Source organism: Halobaculum halobium, assembly GCF_030127145.1.
Classification (GTDB): Archaea; Halobacteriota; Halobacteria; order Halobacteriales; family Haloferacaceae; genus Halobaculum; species Halobaculum halobium.
Window position 1 is genome coordinate 119,475 of the sequence record NZ_CP126158.1, and the last position, 25,062, is coordinate 144,536.

Below are 25,062 nucleotides of genomic sequence, written 5' to 3' on the forward strand. Positions count from 1 at the left end.
GGCCGGAGTTGTTCCCGGGGGGGCAGTGTTGCGCGGACCGGTGCTACACCGGTTGGTCTACCCCGCGGTCACGTCGGCTGCTCGAACGTGGCCGGATCGAGGCGGCGACTGGATCGATCCGGACGACGACCTCGCTAGGGCGTGCGCATTCTTCGATCTCCCCGTTGACGCCGACGAGATCGCAGCCGCTGCCGCGACCGTTGCGGTGCTCGTCGGTGTATGTGGGTTCACCGTTGCGCTCGCGTGGGCACGCTTCGTTGGGACCATGGCGGGAACGTTGTCAGGACTGTTCGCCGTCGGCGTCGCAGTGGCTGTTGGTTGGATCGGGTACTCCGGGCTCCGCCTCGCGCCCGTGGTTGCCGCGGCTGTCGCTAGGACCCGCGCGGTTGCGGACGCGACAACCGTCGTCAGCGCGATCGCGTTGTCGCTCCGGCTGACCCCCGTCCCCGAGCGCGCCGTCCGGTTCGCCGCGACCAGTGGGACGAGCCAACTCCATCGAAGTCTGGCAGCGCACGCCGACCGTGCGGCCCTCACGGGCGCCGTCGACGCCGGTCTTTCCGCATTCGCCGCCGAGTGGCACGAGTGGTTTCCGGCGCTCGATCGGTCGGTTTCTCTCCTCCTCGCGGCGGCCGACGCCGAGGAGGGGAGAGATCGGACCCGGCTGCTGGACCGCGCGGTCGCAGCCGTCGAGGGCGACCTTCGTCACCGGGCGGCGTCGTTTGCGGGCGATCTCCGCGCGCCCGTCACCGGGCTGTACGCGTTCGGGGTGTTACTCCCGCTCGCGCTCGTCGGTACGCTCCCGGCGGCGGTCGCCGCCGGGGTCTCGATCCCGGCCTGGGGGTTCGCCACGACGTACGTACTGGTGTTGCCGGCGGCGCTCGCGGTCGCCGCCGGGCGGCTCCTGCTCCGGAGACCGGTCGCACTGCCCGCCCCACGAATCGACGCGACGCATCCGGCTGTGCCCGACCGGCGAGCCCTGGCACTGCTCGCGGGAGCGACGGCTGCCGTCGCGGGCTGGTTCGTCGCCCCGGTTGTGGTTAGCGGATGGGCGAGTCCAGTGCTCGCCGTCGGCGTCGGCGTGGGGACCGGAGCCTGGGTCCACCTGCATCCGCGACGTGAGGTCCGACGAACAGTTGAGGAGCGGGACAGGGGGCTGAGCGACGCGCTCACACTCGTGGGGCGCCGTGTAGCCGACGGAGAGGCCGTCGAACGAGCGCTCCCCGCCGTCGCGGCGTCGCTCACCGGTCCGACTGCGAACGCGTTTACCGAAGCGAGCCGGCGACAGTCTGCTCTCGGTGTGCCGGTTGCAGTCGCGCTCGCGGGCGACGGTGCACCGTTCGCACCCGAACGCGGGGCCGGCGGCCGAGCGGCAGGAGCGGTGATCGGGATCACCGCCGCGGCGACGGAAGGCCGGCCAGCCGGCGACGCACTGGTGGCGCACGCAGATCGGCTCGACGCGCTCGCTGCTGCCGAGCGCGCCGGACGCCGGGAACTGGCGGCCGTGACCGGGACGCTCCGCGACACAGCGGCGCTGTTCGGCCCGCTCGTCGGCGGCGCGACGGTCGCGCTCGCCGCTCGTCTCGACCGCCTCGGGGGATTCGACGGCGTCGAATCTGCTGGCGGCGGCGCAGTCGCTGGAGAGGCGGCCGGGCTCTCTGCGTCGCTCGTCGGGCCGGTCGTCGGCGTGTACGTGTTGACGCTCGCAGCGACGCTGACCGCGCTCGCGACGGGATTGGAGCGCGGACTCGATCCCACGGTCGTCGGCTACCGCGTCGGGATCGCGCTCGTCACCGCGAGCGGCGCGTTCGTCGTCGGCCACGTCGCCGTCGCGATGCTCGTCGGTTGATCCGCCCCCGAGCGTTCAAATACCAGAGCGGGACCACCCCGACACATGATCGACGCACCACTCGACGTCTGGTACGCCTGGCTCGGGCTCGCAGTCGCCGGCGCGGTCACGTTCGCCGCGGTGTCCGGACTCCCCACGGCCCCGCCACCTGACGCCGTGTCGGCCGCCGCGACCGTCGACACGGTCGCCGCCGCGAGCCCGCCAGCGACAGGCCGGTACCGGGTCGCAGCCGACCGGATCAGAGTGACGACGCGGGGCGTTTCACTGCGCACTGACGGGGGAAGCACGTTCGCAGCCTTCGGGAGCGGCTCGATCGTCCCCGTCGAGGCCGGCGGTCCGCTGGCGGGCGTCGCACTCGGCGACCCTCCGGAGCAGACGTTCGACACCCCTGGAGGGTTCGCCGTCGCGGTCGCGACCGCGGACGCAGTGGGGAGCCGGACCGGGCCCGAATCGACTGCCGAGTGGATCTCGGGTCGCACGCTGCACGCCCGACACGTCTCGTGGGGGGAGACCGATGTCACGCTCGTCCTCGTCGCGTGAACGCGCATTCGCCGAGCCGATCGTTGCGCTGTCGGCGGTGCTCGCGCTGTCGCTTGGCGTCGCTGCGTACGCGATCGTACTGGGCGGCGTTGGCGAACGACAGCCGACAGCCGAACCGGCGCTCGAACGCGTCCACGACGCGATTACGGTCGGCGGCGTCGCAGATCCGGACCGATTCGATCGAGTTCGGTCCGTGACCGCTCCACCGGATCGACGCGTAACCGTCTGCCTGCGCGTCGCCGATCGACGCTGGCGCATCGGACCCGCGATTCCGGAGCCATCCGCGGCCGTCACGGACCGCGCGAGCGCTACCAGACGGATGGGCGTCGCGCTCGCTCCTGGACGCGTCCGACCGGGCAGGCTCCGAGTTACCGTGTGGCGATGACCGGCTCGCTACTCGACGTGTGTCTCGCACTTCTCCTGATCGGCGCCGCGGCCGGGACGATTGTCGGTGCCGACACGGTCGAGACCGATCGGCCGGTGTCCGCCTCGCGCGCGAGCCAGACGGCCGAGACGCTCGCGGCGTCGACGGCGACGGTCCAGTACGACCTCGTGGCCGAGCGCGGCGGCGCGAGAGGCGAGGAGCAGTCTCCGTCGCCGGAGGCGCGGCGGGTCGCCCACGCGACGCTCGCCGAGCACCTTGCGCGCGCCGCCGTCCGCTCGGCGACTGTCGACGGCACGCGCCCGACCACTACGGCCGCGGACTACCGCCGATCGGTTCGCGAGACCGTCGCCGAGGCGGTCGGACCGAGAACGAGCGTGCGCGCGGGGTGGACTCCGCTGCAGTGCGATGTCAGCGATGCCAGCGACACCACTGCACTGATCGAAGGCGCGGTCACGGTCGGACCGGATCCGCCGGCGTCGGCGACGGTTCGCGCTGCCCGGTTCACCGTCCCGGTAGGGCCGTCGTTTGGGACAGCCGCTGACGGAACCCAGGGGAGGAACTTGATCGACCATGTCGCTGCAGGGGTGACCACCGTGCTGTTTCCCCCCGACCGGATCGCCGCCGCGGTCCGCGGTGACCCCGCCGCGGCGGACGCCGTGACCGAACGCTACCGCCGGATTGGGAACGCACTGGATGTCGACGCAGTCGCCGCGCTGGACCGCGGCGGGCCGCGAGAGGCCAACCGAGCCCTCGCTGCTGCGCTCGCGGAGCGGCACGAGACGCGCGGGCTCTCGGACGGGGGCGATGCGTGTGGAGTCGGGGACGCGAACCGCGTGACCGTCGTCGTCAGGACGTGGTCGGCGTGAGCGGTCAGATCGGTTCGGGAGCGGCGGTACTCGCTGTCCCACAGTTCGGAATCGGCAGCAGTGACGGAGGTCTCAACGCCGGCGAGTCCAGTGATAGATCGACAACTCGATCCGGCGGCGGTGACCGCGATAGGGGACTCGTACCGTTCGCGCTGATCGCCGTCGTCCTTCTCCTCGGAAGTGTCGTCTACGCGAACACGCTCGCACTCCGCGGCCCGGTCGTCGTCGACACCGCCGCGGACGACGCCCTCGACCGCGCGGAATCGGTCGGCAGGCCGGCGGTCCGCGCTGCGGCCACGGCTGCCGCCCGAGAGGCGGCGTTGCATCCCGTGACGACGCGGGCGAACACGACCGCCGGCCGCTCGCTGGCTCCGGATCAGCCGTTTCGGGACGCCCTCCGGCTGCGGATCTCGTTGGCGGCCGGCGAGGCGCTGTCGGACGCCCGGACCGACGCCGGCGGCGTGACCGCGACCGCCTCGCTCCCGGCGGTCGACTCGCCGAGCGACGCGCGCGCCGCCATCGCGCGCGTCTCGGTCGCGCCCTTGGCGAACGGGACCGCGCTGCGCGTCGTCGTCCGGAACGTGACACTCACAGCGACCCGCGGGGAACGCATCGTTGCGACGCGGCGGGTGAACTACGCCGTCGCGGTGTCGGTACCCGTCCTCGCGATGCACGACCGGACCGTCGCCTACGAAGCCCGACTGAACCGTTCGCCGTTCGAAGGGCCGGGAGTCGGGCGCGCGCTCACGTGGCGCCTGTGGTCGGTCGCGCAGGCCCGTGGCACCGCGCAGTACCTTGGCGCGCCGATATCGAACGTGCTCGCGAGCAGGCACGTGGAACTCTCGACGAACGCCGCGGCGCTGCGTGCCCAGCGTGCGGCGTACGGTCGTAGCGATCCCGCTGGCCGCGCCGCGATGATCAGGGCAACCGGTCGCGTCGGCGCGCGGGACCTGCTCGCGCCGGCGATGGATTCCGGGCCGTCGTGGACCGGTCGAGTCCTCGACGCGAGCGGGTCGCCGGGACGCGCAGGCCGGACGTCGTCGGCCGCTCCCGCCGACGGGGAGCGGTGGGATCCGAACCGCGGAGCCGTCGGCGACGACGACCTTCGCGTCGGAGTAAACGCGACCGCGGACCGGGCGTTCCTCGCGTTTATCGACGGCGAGTCCGATCGCGATTTCGACGCCGCGATCCGCGGTGCCTACCGCGCAGTAGCGGTCAGACAGGTCACAGTCGTCTCTGCGGCCCGATCGCGGCGACCACCGGCATCCGCGCCCGGCCCCAACTGGACGCTCCTGTCAGAGCGGACTGACGAGAGAATCGTCGTCGTCGACCGGGAGTCGCGCCCCACGTCGACGCCCCGGTCAGTGGCTGACGAACGCCGGACAGTCGCCGTCCGAAACCGGGCGAGGCGGGGATGGATCGGAAACAGCTCGCTCAGAACGACGACGGCGACGTGGAGCGATCGGTACGAGATCAGGATCACGCTCTCGATCGAGCACGCGCCGTCCACCGGGCCCGATCGACCGACTGCGCCAGTATTCGTCCGCGGCGGCGCCGTCGACGGTCCGAATCTCGCCGACGTGCCGGCGACCGCGCGAGCGGAGCTGTTCGCGTCGGGAACCGCCGACAGCGAGGGGATCGCGGCCGTTCGATCGGTCGAGGACGACGACGGGTGGCGACGCGAGACGACGGACCGGGCGGTCGTCTACGGCGATCGCCCCGAACGACTGGACGACTGGGTGTACCGCGACGTGGCGGCCCTCCGCGAGCGGATCCGGTCTGTTTCGATCCGCGTCCCGCGATCCGCAGTCGCGTCCGGGGAGGCCAACGCCGCCGACCGACTCGCGACGGCGATCAGAAACCGACGAGGGGATCTCGTCGATGCGCCGGAGACGTACGACGGCGCCGCCGACCGCGCGCGAGTGGCCGCCAGGGCAGCGTACGTCGACGCAGTGCTCGCCGAACTCGACGCACGGGCCGAGGGATCGACCGCGCGCAACGACGCCTACCGCGAACAGATCGGACGGGTCCGAGAGGGCGTCAACGGTCGGATCGACGAGCTGTCCCGGATCGCTGCGGATGTCTCCGAGCCCGAACCGGCTCCAGCGGGCCGGTGGCGCGCCGGCGAGGTGGTGTTCACGCCGCGGGGAACCCCGGGGTACCTCCCGGTAACGCGCGTCGAAGCAGATCACGTGGACTCGTTGGCGCCCGGGGAGTCGGTTCACCCGCTCGCTGCGCGCAACACGAACCTGTTCGCCGTTCCATCGGGCGACGCCGCGGACGCCGTCACCGACGCCGCGCTCCCTGCCCGTCGGACCGCGTCGCTCCCCGCTGCCGGTCGCGCGCTCGTCGCCGCGAACCGGACGGCAGCGGCGGCCGACACGGTATCCGCCGGGGAACTGGCCGACGCGGACGCGCGGGCTGAACTCCGTCGACGGGTCGCGGAGGGACTCCGCGTCGTGGACTCGCGCGCGCTCGCCGTCCTGGGGGAGGAGACCGACCTCTCCCGTGCGGAGCGGATCGCGGCGATCCGCACCGCGAACCGTCGGTGGGCGGCTCCTGGGGCGCGAACGGCAGCAGTCGTCGACGGCTCGTACGCCGCGGCGATCGCGAGGGCCGCGGACGCTCGGGCCGGTGACTGGCCAGAGATGGACCGAGATCGGTTGGCTCTCCGTCTGCGGGTCGAGACTGTCAACGCCGCAACGGACGCCAGCGTCACCGTCCCTTCGGAGATCCAAGCCGGTGCAGTCGATGCGACCCGTGAGGCGCGACGGGCGGAGTTGCGCGCTGCGGCGAAGCGAGCGGGGTCGAACGCGACTGAGCGGCTCCACGAGCGGTACGGGAAGGGCAAACTCGGACCGGTGCTCGCCGGGCTTCCGGTCGCGCCTGTCCCCGGCTACTGGTATGCGACGGTGAACGTCTGGGACGTGGAGGTCGCCGGCGCGTACCCTCGGTTCGCAGTCACCGCCCCGATCGGCGGACCCGACGGCGCCGACGGGAGGGTCCGATACGTCCGCGACGGCCAGGTCGCGACGCTGGACGTGGACGGCGACGGGACCGAGGAGCGACTCGGTCGGAGCGACCGCGTCGCCTTTCGGACGTGGACAGTCGTCGTAGTCGTCGTCCCTGCCGGTACCTCCGGTGTCGGCGACGTGAACGGGAACGCGGACGAGCGGTCGCCCGGCTGGCCCTGTCCGTCGGTGCCGAACGCCGACGGGGGTGGGGCCGACACCGAGGCGGCCGGGTGTCCGCCGTCGACCGGGGAGTGACAACGGTTTTGCCGTCGGGGATGAGAGGACGGGTATGCTCTACGACGCCCTCGCGGACCCGGACGGCGCGACAGCAAGGGACCTGCTTGCGGCGTACGCGGCCGAGTTGGCGGCGGCGGTCGACGGCGACGACCCGGCCGCGGTTGCCGACGAAACCGGCGTCGACGAGTCCGTCGCCGCCGCGATGGCCGCCGGCGACGCCGACGCCCTCGCGACCGTCCGACTCGCCGACGCCGCGGCCGTCCTCGAACGACACGAGGGCGTTCCCGCGGACGACATCGCCTCCGAGGTGCGCGACCACGTGATGATGGAGATGGTGACCGCGATCCTCGACGTGGACACGATCGCCGCCGAGATCGACGCGGATCTCACCGGTCAGGAGGTACAACAGGCGCTCGAAGGTCGAACACGGCTCACGCTCGGCGAGTTGGCCGAGATCCAAGCGCTCATGATCGAACGAACGCCGTAACTCCGAACCAGGGCCACTAATGCACGTCACGATCATCGGCTGCGGCTACGTCGGACTCGAACTCGCCAGCCAACTTCTCGCGGACGGTCACGAGGTCGTCGGCGTTCGCCGATCCCGATCGGGACTGGACGCCGTCGAGGCGACCGGCGCGGCGTCCGTCGCCGCCGACGTCACTGACACGGACTCGCTCTCGGCTCTCCCCGACACCGACGCCGTCGTGTTCGCCGCCAGTTCGGGCGGCCGCGGCGCGGACGCGGCCCGGAGCGTGTACGTCGAGGGGCTACGGAACGTGATCCGCGAATACGGCGCCCGCGACTCTCGACCGGGTCGGCTCGTGTACACCTCCAGCACCGGCGTGTACGGTGACCACGACGGCGACTGGGTCGACGAGGGGACGCCGCTGGACCCGACCACGGACAAGACGCGCGTGCTCGCCGAGGCTGAACGCGTCGCCCTCGAGGGCACGGCCGAGGTCGGCATCGACGGCACCGTCGCACGGTACGCTGGGCTGTACGGTCCCGACCGCTACCGACTGGAGCGCTATCTAAACGGACCCGTGACGGCCGGCTACCTGAACATGATCCACCGCGACGACGCCGCGGGCGCGGTTCGGTTCCTCCTGACGGGCGACTGTGCGCGCGACGAAGTGGTGCTCGTCGTCGACGACGAACCCGTCGACAAGCGGGCGTTCGCCGACTGGCTGGCCGACGAATGCGGGGTCGAGCGGCCGGAGAAGCGTACGAAAGCGGAACGTATCGCCGCGGGCGATCTCTCGACGGCCGCCGAGCGGCGGATCCGCACGAGCAAGCGCTGTTCGAACGACCGTCTCAGAGCGCTCGGCTACGGATTCAAGTACCCCACCTATCGGAGCGGATATCGGGCGGCGATCGACGCGTTCCGGGGTGAGTAAGCGACTAGTACCTTCATATCATGGGACCGAATAGCGCAGCTATGGCACAGGTGAGCACGCAGGCGATCCAGTCGGGGTGGGAGACGCTGTCCGCCAACCCGCGGCTGGTGGTCGCCGTCGCGGGCGGTGCCCTCGCGCTCGTCGCCGCGCTGGCGCTGTACCGGCGACTCCGACGGACACCCGGCGAGCGCTTTCGCGCGCTGCTGGCCGGCCGAGAGTCGGTCAGCGTGCTCTTGCACCCCAACCCGGACGCCGACGCGATGGCCGCCGGTATCGCCGTCGCCGAACTTGCCGACAGCGTCGACACCGACACCGTCATCCAGTACACTGGCCAAGTGCGCCGTCAGGAGAACCGCGCGTTCCGAACCGTACTCGACGTCGAGTTGGATCGGATCGACCACGTGTCGGATCTCGCCGCCGAGGCGGTCGTCCTCGTTGACCACAACACTCCCCGCGGATTTGCGGGGGCCGACGGCGTCCTCCCGTTCGCGGTCGTCGACCACCACCCGGGCGAGGGGAGCGGTGAGGCGTACACCGACGTTCGGACCGACTACGGCGCGTCCGCGAGCGTCCTCGCAGAATACTTCCGCGACACCGGCTCGACCCCGATCCCCCCGGATGCGCACGAGACGGAAGTGACCGGGGCGACCCTCTCGACGCGGACGGCGACCGGACTGTTGTACGGTATCATCTCCGACACGAACCGGCTGACGAGGGGCGCCTCTGCCGAGGACTTCGCGGCGGCCTCGTACCTCCAGCCCGGCGTCGACGAGGACAACCTCGAACGGATCGCAGACCCCGCCGTCAGCACGGAGGCGCTGGACGTGAAGGCCCGCGCGATCGCCGGTCGCGAGATCCGCGGCTCCTTCGCCGTCAGCGACGTGGGGCGGGTGTCCAACGTCGACGCCATCCCGCAGGCCGCCGACGAGCTCGTCGGGCTCGAAGGGGTGACGGCGGTCGTCGTCCTCGGCGAGCGAGACGGGACGATCCACCTCTCGGGGCGCTCGCGCGACGACCGGGTCCACATGGGGCGGGCGCTCGACGCCGCCGTCGGCGACGTACAGGACGCTTCTGCGGGCGGCCACGCGAGAATGGGCGGCGGGCAGATCGGTCCGCAGGTCACCGCCGACGGCAGCGAGGAGGTCCCCGTGCTCGGCCGGGAGGAACTCCTCGACCGGCTGTTCGACGCGATGGACGGCGAGCGGTAGGCGGAACCGACCGCGAGGCTCGGCCCCGCAGCGGCAGCCCTTTTCTCGTTCGGCACGCACCGGCGGATATGGCAACCTCCAGCGGAACGTGGGCGTACCGCGACCGCTTCGGCGATCGCTTCGGTCGCACCTACTTCCGCCGATTCGGCCCCGGCGTCGTCTCCAGCGTCGGCCTCGGCACGTATCTGGGCGACCCGACCGACGCGGTCGACGACCGCTACCGCGAAGCGCTCGTCACCGGGCTGGAGGCCGGCGTCAATCTCGTCGACACCGCGAGCAACTACCGGTGCGGGCGCTCCGAACGCGTGGTGGGGGCGGCGTTGCGAGAGGCGAGCGTCGACCGCGACCGGGTCGTCGTCGCGAGCAAGGCCGGGTTCGTCCCGTTCGACGGCGACCGACCAGAGAACCCGGGCCGGTACGTCCGCGAGCGATTCGTCGACACGGGGATCATCACCCCGGCGGACTTGGCCCGGGGAAGCCACTGTCTCGCGCCCGAGTTCCTCGACCAGATGCTGGATCGGTCGCTGGAAGCCCTCGGCGTCGACTCGATTGACTGCTACTACGTCCACAACCCTGAGACGCAACTCGGCGAGCGCGACCGCGAGGCCGTGTACGAGCAACTCGGCGCCGCGTTCGAGGCGCTCGAACGACGGCGGGCAGGCGGCGATATCGGCGGATATGGGGTGGCCACGTGGGAGGCGTTCCGCGTGCCGCCGGATCACGACGCGTTCCTCGACCTGCGCGAGGTGGTCGCCCGCGCCGAGGGCGCCGCCGACGCGGTCGGGCTCGACGACCACGGCCTCCGCGCGGTTCAGCTCCCGTTCAACGTCCGGATGGCCGACGGGTTCACGCGCAAGAACCACGACGCCGACGGGGAGGACGGACCGGTGAGTGCGCTTTCGTTCTGTCACCGCGAGGGTCTGTCGGCGTTTGCCGCCGCGAGCCTCGGGCAGGGCGACCTGACGAACGCGGGGTCGATCCCGGAGTCTGTCGAGTCGCAGTTGGCAGGGGATTCGCAGGCCCAGCGGGCGTTGAACTTCGCGCGCTCGGCGCCCGCGGTCACTGCGGCGCTCGTGGGCTGTAGTCGGGTCGAGCACGTCCGGGAGAGCGTCGCAGCGGGAACGTTCGACCCCTTGGGTGCGTCGGCGTTCGACTCCGTGTTCGAGTGATATCAGGGACGTCGAGGCGGCGAACGGACGGAGAAAACGGTTCGCGGAGGGGCTGTGTGGGTCGTCAGTACAGGCGGCTGCTCGTCACTCGTCAGCGCAGCTCTTTCCACTCGCGGCCGCACTCCGAGCAGGTTCGCACGGAGAACACCTCGTCCGGCGGGTTCTCTTTCGCGAGCGACGTGCCGCAGTCGGTACACACCAACCGCTCGTAGTTATCCTTCTGTAACTCTCCCTCGCGGAGCCCCTTCCGTGTAGATTTCACGTGTTCCCGTTGACGCGGGGGACTCAAAAACACGGCGTTGCGTCCGACGCCGAGGCAGGACGGTGCGTGCGACTCACGCGCACGACGGCGACGAGTCGGAAGGCTTGAGCCCCGAGACCCGAAAGAGCCCTGCGTGTCACGGGGACGGCTGTTCGGAACGTTATGCGGCGCGGTGTTCCTCGTCAATATGGCGCGTGTCGTGTTCGCACCGCTGCTGTCGGAGTTCATCGACACCTTCGGAATCGGCGAGGCGACCGCGGGTCTCCTGGTCACGCTCGTGTGGGTCGGCAGCGCCGCGCCCAGACTTCCCGTGGGCTGGGTACTGACAAGAGTTCCCCGGCACTACGTCGTTTTGGCGGCGGGCGTGGTGCTTACGTTGGCGTCGACGTTCGCGACGCTGGCGCCCGGAATCGACGTGTTGATGATCGCCGCGGTGGGGATGGGCCTCGCCTCGGGAGTCTACTTCATCGCCGGCAACACTCTCATCTCCGAGCTGTTCCCGCAGTCGGTCGGTCGCGTGATGGGCGTCCACGGCACCGCCAGCCAGCTGGCCGCCGTCGCGGCCGCTCCGTTCGCGACGGTCGCCCTCGGGCTGGGGATCGAGGCAGTCGCGGGCTGGCGCGCCGTGTTCGCCGTCCTCGCAGTCGCGGCCGCACTCGTGACGGCGCTGGTGTTCGTCACCGCCCGCGGCACCGACCTCCCCGAGGCCGGCACAGAGGACCGCGACCTGCTCGGGGCCGCACGGACCGAGTGGCGAACGATCCTCACGGGCGTGCTCATCCTGGGAGTCGCGGGGTTCGTCTGGCAAGGCGTGTTCAACTTCTACGAGCTCTACATGCTGGAGAAGGGGCTCGCACCGAACGTCGCCCGCAACGCCCTCACCGTCGTCTTCGGCGCCGGCGTCCCCGCGTTCCTCGTCTCCGGGCGACTCGCCGACCGCCTACCGCACGTCCCGTACCTGCTGGCTGTGCTCGCGTCGTTCATCGCGTGTCTGTTCGCGCTCGTGTCGGTCTCCGGGCTGGTCCCGCTGCTTGCGGTGTCGGCGGTGACGGGCTACGTCATCCACTCGCTGTTCCCGGCGATGGACACCTACCTCCTCGACACGCTGCCCGACGCGACTCGGGGGTCGGCGTACGCGGTCTACTCGGCCTCGATGATGATCGTACAGGCGACCGGGTCTTCGGTCGTGGGCACGCTCCGGGGCGCCGGCTTCGCCTACGACGCCGTCTTCGGCGCCGCCGCGGCCGGGCTCGTGATTCTCCTCGTCGGAATGGTGCTCGCACACCGCGCGTCGTGGCTCCCGGAGTGACTGCGGGAGCACGGCCGGACGCCACCCCGCGCGGGCGACGCCGGATCGAACCGCCTCCGTCGCCACGGCTTTGACGGTTCGCGGACTGGATTCGCCATGCCAACGCGCTCGCTGCCCACGGGAACGCGACTCGGTCGCGTCACGCTCACCGTCTCCGATCTCGACGCCGTGATCCCGTTTTACCGCGACGTCGTCGGCCTCACCGTCCGCGAACGCCGGGACGGGCGCGCGGTCCTCGGCGTCGCAGGCGGTGACGACGTCCCCGAGGACACGTCCTCGGCCGACGATCTTCTCGCTCTCAACGAGGACGCCGACGCCGGCCCCCGGCCATCCGACGCAGCCGGCCTGTTTCACACCGCGTTCCTGTTCCCCTCGCGGGCGGCGCTTGGCGACGCCCTCGCCAGGACCCGCGACGCTGGCGCGCGGCTCACCGGGGCCTCAGACCACCGCGTCAGCGAGGCGCTGTATCTCAGAGACCCCGAAGGAAACGGCGTCGAGTTGTACCGCGATCGCCCGCGATCAGAGTGGCCCGAGGAAGACGGCGAGGTACAGATGGACACCCTCCCGCTCGACGTCGACGCCCTGTTGGCCGACCGAGCCGGCGACGCAGATGAGGCGGGGGAGGCGGCGTCCGCGGGAATCACGATCGGCCACGTCCACCTCGAGGTGACCGATCTCGAGGCCGCCGAGTCGTTCTACGTCGACGCGCTCGGATTCGACGTTCGCCAGCGCATGGGAACGGACGCGCTGTTCGTCGCCGCCGGTGGCTACCACCACCACGTCGGGCTCAACACCTGGAACCGTCGCCGTGCCGCGGTGGCTGGCACCGGGCTCGCGGAGGTCGAGGTACTCCTCCCCGATGACGCCGCGCTGGCGGCGGTTCGCGAGCGGCTCACCGCCGCCGCCGTCGACGTGTCGTCGGACGGCGACGGACTCGTCGCGCTCGACGCGGACGGCATCCGCGTTCGTCTCTCGACCAGATGACTTGTTTCAGGAGTACCGCAGTGGTCGCGCTTCCGCACGCCGACGCCGATTTGATATCGCGCTACGCGGTATATCGGAGCGAACCGGGAGGCGCTAGCGGACGGGTCTGAACGGCGCAGCGGCTACGAAGCGGGCGCAATGAAGAACGCGGTCGACGCCGCGAAGACCGGCGGAGCGGCGTCAGTGAGGAGTCACCGGATCTTCGTCCCGAGCGGCGCGTCGCCGTGGGTCGTCAGCAGATCGGCGTCCTCGCCCGCCGCGAGCACCATGCCGTTCGACTCGACGCCGAACAGCTCCGCCTTTTCCAGGTTCGCGACGATGACAACCCGGGTGCCCGGGAGCGACGAAACGTCGTGGAGCTGTTTCAGTCCGGCGACGATCTGGCGTTCCTCGACGCCGATGTCGACCGTGAGCCTGACCAGTTCGTCCGCCCCGTCGATTCCCTCGGCATCGACGATCTCGCCGACCCGGAGATCGAGGTCCTGAAACTCGTCGAAGCTGATGCGGTCGTCGGCGACGGGTTCGATGTCGCTCATGGCCGACTGGGCGTCCCCCTCGGACTCGTCGTTTTCGGTTTCGGCGTCCGCGCCCGCTTCGGCGGCCGCCTCGGCGACGCGGGACTCGAGCTTCTCGTTGAGTTCCTCCACGCGTTCGGCCTCGATCTTCTCGTAGAGTTCGTCGGGCGCGCCGAAGTCCGCGGGGGGCGCCTCCAGTGCGGCGTCCGTCGTCACGTCGTGGACGGAGCCCTCCTCAGCGAGTTGGTCCCACAGCTTCTCGCTCGTGCCGGGGGCGATCGGCTCGAAGAGGACGGCGACGGCCTTCGCGATCTGGACGCAGTCGCGGATGACCTGCGCGGCCGCCTCGTCGTCCTCGCCGACGAGGTTCCACGGTTCCTCGCGCTGGATGTACTCGTTGCCGAAGCGAGCGAGGTCGACCGTGGCGCTGCCGACGGCGCGGACCGAGTAGTCGTTGACACCGGCTTCGAGGTCGTCGATCGCCTCCGCGATGCGTGCCTCGACCTCGTCGCTCACCTCGGCCTCGGGCGTCCCCTCGAAGTTGCGGTGAGCGAACAGCAGCGAGCGGTACAGGAAGTTGCCGACCGTCCCGACGAGTTCGTTGTTGACGCGGTCGCGGAACTTCTCCCACGAGAAGTCAACGTCCTGCTGGAACCCGCCGTTGGTGGCGAGGTAGTAGCGCAGGAGGTCCGGGTGGAACCCCTCGTCGAGGTACTCGCGGGCCCACACCGCCCGGTTTCGAGAGGTGGAGAAGCCGGCGCCGTCGAGGGTCATGAACCCGCTCGCCATCACGGAGCGGGGCTCGGCGTAGTCGACGCCGCGCAACATCGCCGGCCAGAAGACGGTGTGGTGCTGGATGATGTCGCGACCGATGACGTGGACGATCTCCCCGTCGTCTTGCCACGCGCGCTCCCAGTCGTACTCGTCGGCGCCGACGCGCTCGGTGTACTGTTTCGTCGAGGAGACGTACTCGATGGGCGCGTCGACCCAGACGTACAACACGAGGTCCGTCGGGTCCTCGCCCTCGATCTCGGGGTAGTCGATCCCCCAGTCCATGTCGCGGGTGATACACCAGTCGCGCAGGCCGTCTTCGAGCCACCCGCGCGGCTGATTCCGGGCGTTCGCGGTCCCCTCCAGACGGTCGAGGAAGCCCGAGAGGTACGCTTCGAACTCGGAGACGCGGAAGAACTTGTGCGTCTGATCGCGGTACTCCGCGGGGTTTCCGGTGACTGTCGAGCGCGGATCTTCGATCTCACCGGGCTCGAGGTGGCGCCCGCAGCCCTCGTCGCACTCGTCGCCGCGGGCCAGTTCCCCGCAGTACGGGCAGGTTCCCTCGACGTACCGGTCCGGCAGCGACTGGTCGGCCTCGGGGTCGTACGCGACTTTGATCTCCTTCTCGTAGACGTGACCGTTCTCCTCCAGCGTACGAACGAACTCCTGGGTCGTTTCGGTGTTCGTCGCGTCGTGGGTGTGGCCGTAGTTGTCGAAGTCGACGTCGAACCGCGGGAACGTCTCCTCGTACTGCTCGTGCCACGCGAGCGCGAACTCTTCGGGCGACGTGCCCTCCTGCTCGGCGTTGACCGCCACGGGGGTGCCGTGCATGTCCGACCCGCAGACGAACGCGGTCTGTTGGCCGAGCGATTCCAGCGCTCGCGCGTACACGTCGCCGCCGACGTACGTCCGGAGGTGGCCGATGTGGAGGTCGCCGTTGGCGTACGGCAACCCGCAGGTGACCACCGCCGGCGCGTCCGCGGGGAACGGATCGCGCGTGTGGGTGTCCTTGCTGCTCATGAATACCGTCTCGTGGATGCGGGCCTAAAGCCCGCCGAAACGGGCGAACAGTCTCTCGGCCCTGAGCGTCGCCGATCGGCTCTGCGAGCGCGTCCGACGGATCGGCGAAACCCACGTCGCCGCCGTCGCGACCCGCTACACGCCCTAGCGGCCGCGAACGCTCCACCCGGAGGTGGAGAACCTGCGTCTGCGCATCGGGGCGGCTGGGAGCATCACGGAACCTGCTGGAGGGTATCGACGTCCCGCTGACAGTCGTGTGGGTCGGTGTCGAGTCCCGTAGCTACTTTGGCATCGACGGGGTCGGTCGTCATATGCACGACAGCGCGTCGCGGTTTGCTGAACGAGTCTCCGAGAAGTTCGACTTCGAGGCCGACATCGAGGAGTTCCCAGCCGGGACGAAAACCGCCGCTGACGCCGCCGACGCGGTCGGTTGCTCGGTCCGGCAGATCGTCAAGAGCATCGTCCTCGTCGCCGACGGCGAGGTGATCGTCGTGCTCACCGCCGGCGACAACCGCGTCGACACCAACGCGCTCGAGGCCGAACTCGGCGCCGAGTCCGTCCGAACGGGGAACCCCGACGAAGTGAAGGCCGCCACCGGCTGGAGCATCGGCGGCGTTCCCCCGTTTGGACACGAGTCGCCGGTGGCGACGTATCTCGACGAATCGCTTCTCGATCGCGACCGGATCTGGGCCGCCGCCGGAACGCCAGACGCCGTGTTCGAGCTCACTCCCGGGGAGTTACGGGAGATCGCTGATCCAACGACGACGACGGCCTTCGAGTAGCATAAATGCTATACCGTGATACCAAACTGCCTGTCGAAGCCGGGCACGGCGCATCTCCCGGTGTCCTCAGCCGGCCGAACGACGTCACTCGAATAATCAAAAAATAAATCGTGTGAGAGTCTGAACAATTTATTCGTGGTACTGTCGTCTACGTACGCATGAGCACGCAAGATACGGCGGTCTCTTTTGAAGCGTACCTCGATGCCGTGGGACACGTCGAACGCCGTCGGCTGCTTCTCGCGCTGCTGAATAGCACTTCTGACGGAGATCCAACTGTCGCGCTCGACCGGCTCGATTCGACCGCCGCTGACGAAACTCTGCGACTGTCTCTGCACCACGTCCATCTCCCGAAACTGGAGGATCTGGGGTTCGTTGACGCCGACCGAGACCAGCGTTCTGTGACCACTGGCCCTCAGTTCGACGAGATCCGTCCCATCCTCAAACTCCTCGACGACAATCGGGATCAGCTCCCTCACGGATGGGTGTGAACGCCGAAGGGCCTGTCCGCGTGCGTACTGTGGAAGCGGCTGGTCCGTTCACGCGAGAAGGGTTGGAGGCGCCGAGCTGGGCGGCGTGTGCGGTTGTTCTGCAGGTATCGGATTCGCACCGCCTCCAGAACGGGACGCGATCTGCTGTGCGACCGAGAGCTCCGTTCGGGATACCGCCGTGAACGGCGGGATTCGTCGTTGAATCAGTCGGTCGACGCTCGGGTCCGAGCGAGTTCCAGACCGCTCGGCCGACAACGACCCCGTTCGAAGGCACCGCTGGACCTCCTTTCGAGCGCACTGCGGGGCCGAGACAGGTCTCTGTTCTCGGCTGAGATCCGGTTCTAGTCCGTTTGTGGGTCGCGTTTCGGAATGAGCCCCTGTGAGAGCAACCGACGCGCAATCACAATAAGGCCATTTCGGAACCCGCCGCCGAAGACGGCCTGTTCTTCGTGCGTGCCCGGCACGAGCGTACTGACGAGGATCGTCGACCGATCGACGAGAAGGAGCCGTCCGATAGCGAGATCGTCATCCGCGCCGACCTCGGTGCGAAGCCAGCCGAGACCCGACAGGAACGTCGTCGCTCTCGGAATGGCTTCTTGGATCTGCGCTTCGAGTTCCTCTGTGACTGCACCGATAAGCAGGTCAACGCTGCTGTCGAGCGCGTTGAGGCTCTCGATTAGTTCGTCGGTCAACATCGTGCCGTCGCCGATGACGAATACCACCTCCTCGGCGGCGTCCGTGAGGAGCGCGTACGACCGATTTGCGATCGCATCTGTTCCCGACATGGTCCAGACTTCTTGAACCGGCGACTCTTGTTCGGCGTCGACGCGCTCGGCGTCTGCAAGCGCCGCTGAGAGGCGGTCGACGCGGGCCTCGTACTGTTCCCGGAGCGTTTCGGTCGCTTCTGCCAGCGGCACGGCCCGGAACCGCTGTGGACTCGAGTGCTGGACCTCGACGAGCCCCTGGGCCTCCAAGACGCGAACCGCGTCGTAGACGCGCGTCCGGGGAACGTCTGTTATTTCGCTGAGGTGTTTCGCCGTGCCCGTCGAGAGGCGCGATAGCCCGACGAAGCACTTGGCTTCGTACTCCTTTAGGCCGAGTTGCTGGAGTACCTCGACCGCTTCGTCTACTGTGTCATCTGTGCTCATGTGTCCCAACTCACAACCCGGCCGAATCCGGGAACTCGGAGAAACTCGTTTCGCCGGGCAGATAGGCGTTGTCACTACTGAACGGAACGTCGAATCGAAGACGAGACCCCAACGCGTCGACGGTCTCTCGATTCGGATTCTGTCGTACGTTTACGAGAGAGTGTGTAACTCTGAGAATCACAACGCTATGGGATCCGATCTACTAGCTCTGGAGCGGTTATGCTCTCGATCACGATTTTCACCCTGTTAATCACAAAACTATTATCGGCGGCGGTGTCCTACTCCTCACTCCGGTACGCGGCTCGGAACTTGTGTCCCAACCACAACCCGATGCGTACCGGACCCGGCCACATCCCGTGGCTGGGGTTCACAACACGGACACTTGGATTATGGATACCGACCCGGACCCCGTTGACGATCCCCGTGGGGCGGCGATCGAGCAGCTCGAAGAGTTCGGGTTGAGTGCCTACGCCGCGCGGACGTTCGTGGCGCTCGTGAGCCTCGGCACTGGCACCGCCAAAGAGGTGAGTCAGGTCTCGGAGGTCCCCCGAACTCGCGTGTACGACGCGATCGACGAATTACACGCGCGAGGATTGGTCGACGTTCAGCAGTCTTCACCCAAGGAGTTCTGGGCGATCTCGGCCGACACGACGAGCCGGAAGTTCGAACGCGAGATGGAGTACCGGACGTCGGTTCTCCGGACTTCACTGGATCGACTCAACCCGGCCCCGCGGAGCGAAGAACAGCGGGGCGTCTGGACGGTCGATGGGCAGACTGCGGTCACTGACCGCGTGTTGGAGTTCGTGAGCGGGGCAGACGACAAAATCGTCTACATGACCGTCGAGGAACTCCTCACCGAGGAGATCATCGACGCGCTCTGCGCCGCCGCCGAGCGGGGCGTGACGATCAGCCTCGGCGGCGTTTCCGCGGACGTCCGAGACCGGATCCGAGACGAGATTCCAGGCGCAGACATCTTTGAATCGCTGTGGGTCTGGTCTGACACGCCCGCCGGTCGACTCCTGATGGTCGACGACGCGCAAACGCTTGTGAGCGTCCTCGTTCCCGATTCTACCAGCGGAGAGGCGGGTGAACGAGCGGAAACGGCGATCTGGGGCGCAGGCGAGACCAACAGCCTCGTCGTCGTGCTGAGAGCGATCTTCACGTGGCGGTTGCAGAACGCCGAGGACGCAGCGGAGTGATCATGACAGGGTACTTAGTGCTAGCCGTCGCTTGAGCGGGGTCGTATGACTGATCTACCGAACGGGACTGTCCGTGCCCATTACGATTGGGCGTCGACAGCTCCCTCGGTGGCGATCGTCGAGACAGTTTCGAGAGTCGTCGATCGTAGCCGTCAACGCTCCAACCGCTGTCCGAGTCCGTCGATCCTGACGCGGTAGCTGCGCTCGTTCAGTCGACCGGCGCGTCAAGGGCAATCGACACTGTGGATGTCTCGTTTGACTTCGCAGAACACAATATCACAGTTCGTGGTACCGGTGGGATCACTGTTCGCACGGCCGATTCCGACCGGTAACACACTCGTCCACGGTGGTCTCGTCCCCGCTGGCGAGAGGGTATTCGCGCTCTTTGGGTACGATCGTTCGGATCAAACCGGGACCCGTGCGTGCGGGACCACCCTCGAACTGTAGGGAGTTGAACTATGACAGAGACAGCCGTTCAGTGAGGTGGGAGTCCAGTTCGAATGATCGACAAGCCAGCCAGTCGGGCCGACACCGACGAGAGACAGCAGCTATCGCACGTGGTGATCGAATCCGTCGCCGCGGCGACAGAGTGTAGTGCGCACCAACTTCCGCCGCTACACGAGGCGATCGACCCCGACGCGCTGAACAATCTGTTCGCGAGCGAGGGGCGGACCGGCGGTCGATCGGGTGGCGGTCACGTCTCGTTCAGGTATCACGGGTGTACCGTCACGGTCCACGCGAGCGGGCGGTCGGTCGTCGAACGGATAACAGACGGGGAGCAGTAGCGGCTTGACCGACGGCTGACTCACCGGTCGTCTCTCGCCGCTCTGGGCGCAGGATATTGGGGCTCCTCGGTTTGTACGCCATCGTCTCGATGACGCGCGTCGATTCAGCGCTCGTTGAGCATCGACGCGATGAGGGTCCGTTCTGCAGCGTGGACGTGCTCGGAGAACGTCGCCGACGCGATATCGAGTTCCGCCGCCACCTCCTCGCCGGTGCACCCGCGCGGCCAGTCGTAGTAGCCGGCCTCGAACGCCGTCCGGAGGACCTCGCGCTGGCGGTCGGTGAGCCGCTCCGCTAACGTCCGATGGAGTGTCCCCCGCGAGAGCAGCGGCATCATCGACGCTTTCGACCGTTTGGATCGCAGCGTCGCCTCCGGCGTCTCCTCGAGGAATGTTGCGACGATCGCAGGAGCGTCGGCCTCGCTCGGGATCTCGGCGACGATGCTGCCGCGTCCGTTCGTCCCCCGGACGGTTCGCGGGAGCGCGCCGAGTTCCGCCAACCGGCGTGCCGGGCAGCCGTGGGACACCACGAACTCGAACAGCCCGCCGTCCGCGTAGGTCTCGATCACCGAGACCTCCGTGCCCTCGTGTTCGGCCGCGAGCGGTTCGATCTCCTCGGGGCGAGCGTCGATAACGTTGAAGTATTCGGCGTACTCGCCGTCGCTCCGCGGAAGCAATTCGGCGAGTTCCAGGGTACAGTCGGCGGCAGCAGACGCCCTGACGAACGGATACGCAGACTCCCCGAAGCGGAACTCGACTTCGAGGACGTCCTCGCGCTTGGTCCCCCCGGACATGTGTGCTCGTCTGGAGTGCGGCCGACCCGATGTATCTTGTGGGCGATCAAATGAGTTCGCGTGATACACGTGTACATCCGCCGATAGTGGCCGTCTCCGTGGCGAACCGTGTGTCGTCCTGCGTCACCGGCGCCTCGGCGCGTGCGGGGGTGAAAATCGGGTGGACTCGGACGGGCGACGATCGGCCGCACGCTGGCCCGTCGAATCCCGAGCCGAATCGTTGAACTCGGGGCCGTTCGTCCCCGAGACCGTGACCGTCCTCGATTCACTCCCGTCCAGACCGCTTCGATCGGCTGAGCTAGAGGCGCTGCGCGACGCCGACAGCGTCACCGAAGCGGCGCCCCTCGGCGTGGATGACGACGACATCCGCGCGCTCGCCGTCCAAACGGACGAGACGATTCACGGCCTCGGCTACGACCCGGATTCGGGCTGGACCGTGGTCGATAGTCGCGAGGCAGACGACCCGGAGGACCTCGCGGCCGTGCGCGACTCGCTGAAGAGCTGGGAGGCGAAGCGCGCGGCGGTCGACGCCGACGAGTGAGCCGCCGGGCGGCAGCGCGCGGGCCCGCCCTACTGGCGTCGTGACAGCAGGTTTTCGTCCGTTACCCGGTTCGGATCCGAACTGCTATACCGATCGGACGTGTACATCGCCCATGGCAGTCGAAGAGCCGCAGGCGGCGGAGTCCGTGGAGTCGCTCGACGCCGGGCCGTGCCCCGTCGTCGACGCGCTCGAACAGGTGGGGTCGAAGTGGCGTCTCGTGGTGCTGCACGACCTGCTTGACGGCGAGAAGCGATTCAACGAGCTGAAGCGCTCGACGGACGCCAGCGCGCGGACCCTCTCCCGCGTGCTCGACGACCTCAGGGAGATGGGGTTCGTCCAGAAGCGCATGGAGCCGGACGCGCCCGTGGCGACGTTCTACTCGCTGACCGCCAAGGGCGAATCGCTCTCGGTCGTCTTCGAAGAGGTGGAGTCGTGGGCCGGCGAGTGGCTCGACACCTGTCGCGAGTAGTCGCGATCGCCGTTCCGACTCCGAGTTCGGTCGCTCGGTCCGCCAGCCGCAGCCGGGATCGCCGGGGTTTATTCGCCCGCTCCACGCGGGCAGATCCGATGACGCGATGAGCGGCGACGATCCGTCGGCCGACCCCGATCGAAGCCTCGACACGCCGGGCGTCGGTCAGGCGTTCGAGACCGAACACGCCGTCGGCGTCGGCGACGCCCGCGCGCTGGCGCTCCCTGACGAGTCCGTCGACCTCGTCGTCACCTCACCGCCGTACCCGATGGTCGAGCAGTGGGACGACCTGTTCGCGCGGCTCGACCCCACCGTCGGCGAGGCGCTCGAGGCCGCCGCGGCGGGGAGCGGTGACGGTCGCGCCGCCGAGCGCGCGTTCGACGCGATGCACGGGGCGCTCGCGCCGGCGTGGAACGAACTCGAGCGCGTGCTCGCGCCCGGGGGCGTCGCCTGCGTCAACGTCGGCGACGCGACGCGCTCTGCCGGCGGGCGGTTCCGCCTGTGGGACAACGCGACCCGCGTCGCCGACGCGCTCTCTGCGACCGGGCTCGACCGGCTCCCCGGCGTGCTGTGGCGCAAGCCGACGAACGCGCCGACGAAGTTCATGGGCAGCGGCACGCTCCCGCCCAACGCCTACGTCACGCTCGAACACGAGCACGTCCTCGTATTCCGGAAAGGGTCGCGCCGCTCGTTCGACGCCGGCGACCCCGCGCGCTACGCGTCGGCGTACTTCTGGGAGGAGCGCAACCGCTGGTTCTCGGACGCGTGGGACGACCTCCGCGGGGTCGACCAGACCCTCGACGCGGGCGACGCCCGCGACCGGTCGGCGGCGTTCCCGTTCGAACTCCCGTACCGGCTGATCTGCATGTACTCGACGTACGGCGACCGCGTGCTCGACCCGTTCTGGGGGACCGGGACGACGACCCTCGCGGCGATGGCCGCCGGTCGCGACTCCGTCGGCGTCGAGCGCGACCCGGATCTCCTCGACTCGTTCGATGCCGACGCGCGGCGCGCTCCCGCGCTCTCGCGCGAGCGGGGTCGCCGTCGGCTCCGCGAGCACCGCTCGTTCGTCGCCGAGCGCGACGAGCCGCCCGGGTACGACGCGACCCACTACGAGTTCCCGGTGGTGACGAAGGCCGAGCGCGACATCCGGTTGTACGCCGCGACGACCGTGGAATCGGTCGCCGGCGGCTACCGCGTCGGCCACGAGCCGATCGAATCGCTCGCGGAGTGATCTGGCTGGGAACACACGACCGAGTGGTTCGCCGCCGGGGTCAGAACAGTCCGAGGGTGAGCGAGCCGGCGCCGAACAGGCCGAGCGTGACGATCAGGCGGCCGACGCTGCCGACGAACGTCGCGAGCGCGAAGCGCCAGTAGTCGCGTTCGAGCACGGCGAACGCGTAGATGGAGATCGTGTCGGGGAAGAACGGCACCGAGAGCGCGAGCGCGAGGCCGGCGTAGCCGTATCGACGCGCCAGTTCCGCGGTCGTGCTCTCGGACCACTCGATCACGTCGAACCGGGAGCGCCGGAGCCACCTGATGATCGGCCCCGACTGCTTCGCCTCCTGTCCGATGTGGAACGCGAACACCGACCCGGCGGCCTTCCCGAGGCCGGACACGAACATGATGACCGAGAGCTTCGCCCACGTCGGCAGCCCCAGGTCCAACGGCGCCAGCAGGACGACCTCGCTCACGCCCGGGAGCGCGAACGCGATGAGGAACGAGTAGACGAAGATGATCCCCAGCCCGGTCCAGCCCGTCGCGGTCTCGACGAGCCGCGTGAGCCAGCCGAAGTCGGGCCACCAGGACGGCTCGCTCGCCAGCGGGGCCGAGGGCCCGAGAAGTGAGACCGCGTCGCCGAGGGGCGCGAGCCCGACGGACGCCGCCGTGGCGACGGCGTCGGCCGCCGCGGGCGTCGCCAGCGCGGCCGTGAGGGGGACCGAAAGCACGATCGAACCGCAGGGACACCGGAGAATAAGTGCGGTGGTTCCCGGCGAGGATTGGTGTCGGCGTGCCGTCCACTCGACCGTCGATCGAGCGGCGTCGACCGCGAGGTGGGCGTCGACCGGGCGTCGTCGTCGAAGCGGACGCGGTCGTCGCGCCCCGTGCTAGCGGAGGTCGTCGAGGTCGTCGAGAAACGCCGACAGCGATTCCCGTGTGACGTGTGGCATGACGACGACCCGGGTCTCGCCGGCGCCGGTGCGCGAGAGGCGCCACCCCCGATCGCGGACGGCCTCGAACGTCGCCTGCGAGAGATCGAACGCGACGAGCGGCAGTTCCGGTTCGACGACGGCGACCCCGCGGGCGCGCAGTTCGGCCGCGAACCACTCGGCCAAGTCGCTCGCGCGCTCGTGCTCGCGGCGGTAGCCGTCGGGCCACAGCGCGTCCGTCGCCGCGGCCGCGCTGGCGACGCCCGCCCCCGAGCGGGTGCCCGTGAGGCTCGCCTGCGAGGCGGTCTCCAGGTACGGCGTGTCGACCGCGAGCGCGTCCAGCGCCGCGGGCTCGCGCGCGAGCAGCCCCCGGCGGGAATCGCCGCCCGGCCCACCTTGTGCGGGTCGATCGTCACCGTCTCGACGCCGTCGACGGCGAACCCCAGTCGTGGCCCGAGAAGGGAAGGTGGAAGCCGCCCCACGCCGCGTCGACGTGGAGCGGGACGCCGGCGTCGACCGCCAGCTCCGAGAGCGCGGTGATCGGGTCGACGCGACCGTACTCCGTCGATCCCGCGACGGCGACGACCAGCGCCGCGTCGGCGTCGAGGGCGGCGGCGACGGCGTCGACATCGGCACGCCCGTCCTCGTCGGTCGGAACCGTCCGCAGATCGACCCCGAGCACCGAGGCGGCCTTGTGGAAGCTGAAGTGGGCGGACTCGGGCGCGACGACGACCGGGTCGTCCGTCTCGGCGCGCTCGCGGGCGGAGCGAACCGCTTGGATATTCGACTCGGTCCCGCCGCTGGTGAGGTAGCCGTGTGCCGCGATCCCTGCGTCAGATCGGGCTGCGTCGTCGCTGCCGTGGTCGCCGTCGCAATCGGCGTCGCCGGCGACGTTCGTGTCGACTGCGTCAGCGAGGCCGGCGATTTCCGCGAGCGCGCCGACGGCCTCTCGCTCCAGTTCGGCGATCGTCTCGTAGGTCGCCGGGTCGCCGGGGTTCGAGGCGAGAAAGCGCTCGGCCGCCCGTCGGGCCGCGGGGTGCGGCTCCGTGCACATCGAGGAGAGCACGCGGTCGAACGACTGGGGGCGGCGTTCGGCGACGGGCGACTGCATTACCCCCAGAACGAAGCGAGCCGGAGTTATGGGTTGCGCTTTCGGGCGTCGGGTGCGCGCAGCGACCGGCGCTCG

The 25,062-nt window shown here is 69.3% G+C and carries 24 protein-coding genes and 1 pseudogene; 19 read left to right on the plus strand and 6 right to left on the minus strand.

Going from position 1 to position 25,062, the window contains the following annotated elements; all coding sequences use genetic code 11:
* Positions 1-40 precede the first annotated feature (40 nt).
* The 9 genes from P0Y41_RS00700 (at position 41) to P0Y41_RS00740 (ending at position 10,662) form a co-directional block, all read left to right on the plus strand.
* Positions 41-1,846 carry a hypothetical protein gene (locus tag P0Y41_RS00700; protein WP_284062103.1) on the plus strand — a complete coding sequence of 602 codons (1,806 nt, stop codon included), beginning with the start codon at positions 41-43 and terminating at the stop codon, positions 1,844-1,846.
* Between the two features lie 45 nt (positions 1,847-1,891).
* Positions 1,892-2,386, plus strand: coding sequence for a DUF7283 family protein (locus P0Y41_RS00705; RefSeq protein WP_284062104.1), 495 nt, complete (start codon positions 1,892-1,894; stop codon positions 2,384-2,386).
* Positions 2,361-2,771, plus strand: coding sequence for a DUF7285 family protein (locus P0Y41_RS00710; RefSeq protein WP_284062105.1), 411 nt, complete (start codon positions 2,361-2,363; stop codon positions 2,769-2,771). Before P0Y41_RS00705 ends, P0Y41_RS00710 begins: the two co-directional genes overlap by 26 nt.
* A complete protein-coding gene (locus P0Y41_RS00715) occupies positions 2,768-3,637 on the plus strand; it encodes a DUF7284 family protein (RefSeq protein ID WP_284062106.1) in 870 nt (289 codons plus the stop codon). The genes P0Y41_RS00710 and P0Y41_RS00715 overlap by 4 nt, the downstream gene beginning before the upstream one ends.
* Positions 3,634-6,906 carry a DUF7286 family protein gene (locus P0Y41_RS00720; RefSeq protein WP_284062107.1) on the plus strand — a complete coding sequence of 1,091 codons (3,273 nt, stop codon included), beginning with the start codon at positions 3,634-3,636 and terminating at the stop codon, positions 6,904-6,906. The genes P0Y41_RS00715 and P0Y41_RS00720 overlap by 4 nt, the downstream gene beginning before the upstream one ends.
* A gap of 34 nt (positions 6,907-6,940) precedes the next feature.
* Positions 6,941-7,375 carry a DUF5791 family protein gene (locus P0Y41_RS00725; protein WP_284062108.1) on the plus strand — a complete coding sequence of 145 codons (435 nt, stop codon included), beginning with the start codon at positions 6,941-6,943 and terminating at the stop codon, positions 7,373-7,375.
* Between the two features lie 19 nt (positions 7,376-7,394).
* Positions 7,395-8,285 carry an SDR family oxidoreductase gene (locus P0Y41_RS00730; protein WP_284062109.1) on the plus strand — a complete coding sequence of 297 codons (891 nt, stop codon included), beginning with the start codon at positions 7,395-7,397 and terminating at the stop codon, positions 8,283-8,285.
* 41 nt (positions 8,286-8,326) lie between these two features.
* On the plus strand, positions 8,327-9,493 hold the full coding sequence (locus tag P0Y41_RS00735; RefSeq protein ID WP_284062110.1) for a DHH family phosphoesterase: 1,167 nt from the start codon (positions 8,327-8,329) through the stop codon (positions 9,491-9,493).
* Between the two features lie 68 nt (positions 9,494-9,561).
* Positions 9,562-10,662 (plus strand): aldo/keto reductase, encoded by a 1,101-nt coding sequence (locus P0Y41_RS00740; protein WP_284062111.1) that lies wholly within the window; start codon positions 9,562-9,564, stop codon positions 10,660-10,662.
* 91 nt (positions 10,663-10,753) lie between these two features.
* On the opposite strand, the gene P0Y41_RS00745 is transcribed toward P0Y41_RS00740, so the two are convergent.
* Positions 10,754-10,924: an HVO_0758 family zinc finger protein gene (locus P0Y41_RS00745; RefSeq protein ID WP_284062112.1), complete on the minus strand. Its 171-nt coding sequence runs from the start codon at positions 10,922-10,924 to the stop codon at positions 10,754-10,756.
* Positions 10,925-11,111: 187 nt separating this feature from the next.
* On the opposite strand from P0Y41_RS00745, the gene P0Y41_RS00750 reads away from it, so the two are divergent.
* Complete coding sequence (locus tag P0Y41_RS00750) at positions 11,112-12,233, plus strand: MFS transporter (protein ID WP_284063434.1); 1,122 nt, start codon at positions 11,112-11,114, stop codon at positions 12,231-12,233.
* Between the two features lie 96 nt (positions 12,234-12,329).
* Entirely contained in the window at positions 12,330-13,217 is an 888-nt protein-coding gene (locus P0Y41_RS00755; protein ID WP_284062113.1) for a VOC family protein, read from the plus strand.
* 191 nt (positions 13,218-13,408) lie between these two features.
* Here the strand turns inward: P0Y41_RS00755 and metG are convergent, their stop codons facing one another.
* On the minus strand, positions 13,409-15,523 hold the full coding sequence (gene metG, locus P0Y41_RS00760) for a methionine--tRNA ligase (RefSeq protein ID WP_284062114.1): 2,115 nt from the start codon (positions 15,521-15,523) through the stop codon (positions 13,409-13,411).
* A gap of 311 nt (positions 15,524-15,834) precedes the next feature.
* On the opposite strand from metG, the gene P0Y41_RS00765 reads away from it, so the two are divergent.
* Both P0Y41_RS00765 and P0Y41_RS17960 read left to right on the plus strand, forming a co-directional pair.
* A complete protein-coding gene (locus P0Y41_RS00765) occupies positions 15,835-16,305 on the plus strand; it encodes a YbaK/EbsC family protein (protein ID WP_284062115.1) in 471 nt (156 codons plus the stop codon).
* Positions 16,306-16,463: 158 nt separating this feature from the next.
* Positions 16,464-16,793 (plus strand): DUF7344 domain-containing protein, encoded by a 330-nt coding sequence (locus P0Y41_RS17960; RefSeq protein ID WP_432764882.1) that lies wholly within the window; start codon positions 16,464-16,466, stop codon positions 16,791-16,793.
* 341 nt (positions 16,794-17,134) lie between these two features.
* Here the strand turns inward: P0Y41_RS17960 and P0Y41_RS00775 are convergent, their stop codons facing one another.
* Positions 17,135-17,941: a TrmB family transcriptional regulator gene (locus P0Y41_RS00775; protein ID WP_284062117.1), complete on the minus strand. Its 807-nt coding sequence runs from the start codon at positions 17,939-17,941 to the stop codon at positions 17,135-17,137.
* Between the two features lie 389 nt (positions 17,942-18,330).
* On the opposite strand from P0Y41_RS00775, the gene P0Y41_RS00780 reads away from it, so the two are divergent.
* The 3 genes from P0Y41_RS00780 (at position 18,331) to ddfA (ending at position 19,925) form a co-directional block, all read left to right on the plus strand.
* Positions 18,331-19,140, plus strand: coding sequence for a TrmB family transcriptional regulator (locus P0Y41_RS00780; RefSeq protein ID WP_284062118.1), 810 nt, complete (start codon positions 18,331-18,333; stop codon positions 19,138-19,140).
* Between the two features lie 167 nt (positions 19,141-19,307).
* Positions 19,308-19,472 (plus strand): HalOD1 output domain-containing protein, encoded by a 165-nt coding sequence (locus tag P0Y41_RS17965; protein ID WP_432764895.1) that lies wholly within the window; start codon positions 19,308-19,310, stop codon positions 19,470-19,472.
* 168 nt (positions 19,473-19,640) lie between these two features.
* The gene (ddfA, locus tag P0Y41_RS00785) at positions 19,641-19,925 is read left to right on the plus strand and encodes a DdfA family disk-determining factor (protein ID WP_284062119.1); all 285 of its coding nucleotides are present in this window, start codon (positions 19,641-19,643) and stop codon (positions 19,923-19,925) included.
* A 104-nt stretch (positions 19,926-20,029) separates the two neighbouring features.
* Here ddfA and P0Y41_RS00790 read toward each other — a convergent pair whose 3' ends face one another.
* The gene (locus P0Y41_RS00790; RefSeq protein ID WP_284062120.1) at positions 20,030-20,716 is read right to left on the minus strand and encodes a helix-turn-helix domain-containing protein; all 687 of its coding nucleotides are present in this window, start codon (positions 20,714-20,716) and stop codon (positions 20,030-20,032) included.
* A gap of 250 nt (positions 20,717-20,966) precedes the next feature.
* Here P0Y41_RS00790 and P0Y41_RS00795 point away from each other — a divergent pair, with 250 nt between their 5' ends.
* From P0Y41_RS00795 to P0Y41_RS00805, 3 genes are all read left to right on the plus strand, one after another.
* Entirely contained in the window at positions 20,967-21,257 is a 291-nt protein-coding gene (locus P0Y41_RS00795; protein ID WP_284062121.1) for a DUF7964 domain-containing protein, read from the plus strand.
* A 112-nt stretch (positions 21,258-21,369) separates the two neighbouring features.
* A complete protein-coding gene (locus tag P0Y41_RS00800) occupies positions 21,370-21,726 on the plus strand; it encodes a winged helix-turn-helix transcriptional regulator (protein WP_284062122.1) in 357 nt (118 codons plus the stop codon).
* A 106-nt stretch (positions 21,727-21,832) separates the two neighbouring features.
* Positions 21,833-22,960, plus strand: a complete 1,128-nt coding sequence (locus P0Y41_RS00805) for a DNA-methyltransferase (protein ID WP_284062123.1) — start codon at positions 21,833-21,835, stop codon at positions 22,958-22,960.
* Between the two features lie 40 nt (positions 22,961-23,000).
* Here the strand turns inward: P0Y41_RS00805 and P0Y41_RS00810 are convergent, their stop codons facing one another.
* Both P0Y41_RS00810 and mfnA read right to left on the minus strand, forming a co-directional pair.
* Positions 23,001-23,549: a YqaA family protein gene (locus tag P0Y41_RS00810; protein WP_284063435.1), complete on the minus strand. Its 549-nt coding sequence runs from the start codon at positions 23,547-23,549 to the stop codon at positions 23,001-23,003.
* A gap of 285 nt (positions 23,550-23,834) precedes the next feature.
* A pseudogene (gene mfnA / locus P0Y41_RS00815) lies at positions 23,835-24,987 on the minus strand (tyrosine decarboxylase MfnA).
* Between the last annotated feature and the right edge of the window lie 75 nt (positions 24,988-25,062).

Coding starts and splice junctions, on each gene's coding strand:
- P0Y41_RS00705 (WP_284062104.1), top strand. CDS start 1,892: ATGATCGACGCACCACTCGACGTCTGGTACGCCTGGCTCGGGCTCGCA.
- P0Y41_RS00710 (WP_284062105.1), top strand. CDS start 2,361: ATGTCACGCTCGTCCTCGTCGCGTGAACGCGCATTCGCCGAGCCGATC.
- P0Y41_RS00715 (WP_284062106.1), top strand. CDS start 2,768: ATGACCGGCTCGCTACTCGACGTGTGTCTCGCACTTCTCCTGATCGGC.
- P0Y41_RS00725 (WP_284062108.1), top strand. CDS start 6,941: ATGCTCTACGACGCCCTCGCGGACCCGGACGGCGCGACAGCAAGGGAC.
- P0Y41_RS00730 (WP_284062109.1), top strand. CDS start 7,395: ATGCACGTCACGATCATCGGCTGCGGCTACGTCGGACTCGAACTCGCC.
- P0Y41_RS00735 (WP_284062110.1), top strand. CDS start 8,327: ATGGCACAGGTGAGCACGCAGGCGATCCAGTCGGGGTGGGAGACGCTG.
- P0Y41_RS00740 (WP_284062111.1), top strand. CDS start 9,562: ATGGCAACCTCCAGCGGAACGTGGGCGTACCGCGACCGCTTCGGCGAT.
- P0Y41_RS00750 (WP_284063434.1), top strand. CDS start 11,112: ATGGCGCGTGTCGTGTTCGCACCGCTGCTGTCGGAGTTCATCGACACC.
- P0Y41_RS00755 (WP_284062113.1), top strand. CDS start 12,330: ATGCCAACGCGCTCGCTGCCCACGGGAACGCGACTCGGTCGCGTCACG.
- metG (WP_284062114.1), bottom strand. CDS start 15,523: ATGAGCAGCAAGGACACCCACACGCGCGATCCGTTCCCCGCGGACGCG.
- P0Y41_RS00765 (WP_284062115.1), top strand. CDS start 15,835: ATGCACGACAGCGCGTCGCGGTTTGCTGAACGAGTCTCCGAGAAGTTC.
- P0Y41_RS17960 (WP_432764882.1), top strand. CDS start 16,464: ATGAGCACGCAAGATACGGCGGTCTCTTTTGAAGCGTACCTCGATGCC.
- P0Y41_RS00775 (WP_284062117.1), bottom strand. CDS start 17,941: ATGAGCACAGATGACACAGTAGACGAAGCGGTCGAGGTACTCCAGCAA.
- P0Y41_RS00780 (WP_284062118.1), top strand. CDS start 18,331: ATGGATACCGACCCGGACCCCGTTGACGATCCCCGTGGGGCGGCGATC.
- ddfA (WP_284062119.1), top strand. CDS start 19,641: ATGATCGACAAGCCAGCCAGTCGGGCCGACACCGACGAGAGACAGCAG.
- P0Y41_RS00790 (WP_284062120.1), bottom strand. CDS start 20,716: ATGTCCGGGGGGACCAAGCGCGAGGACGTCCTCGAAGTCGAGTTCCGC.
- P0Y41_RS00800 (WP_284062122.1), top strand. CDS start 21,370: ATGGCAGTCGAAGAGCCGCAGGCGGCGGAGTCCGTGGAGTCGCTCGAC.
- P0Y41_RS00805 (WP_284062123.1), top strand. CDS start 21,833: ATGAGCGGCGACGATCCGTCGGCCGACCCCGATCGAAGCCTCGACACG.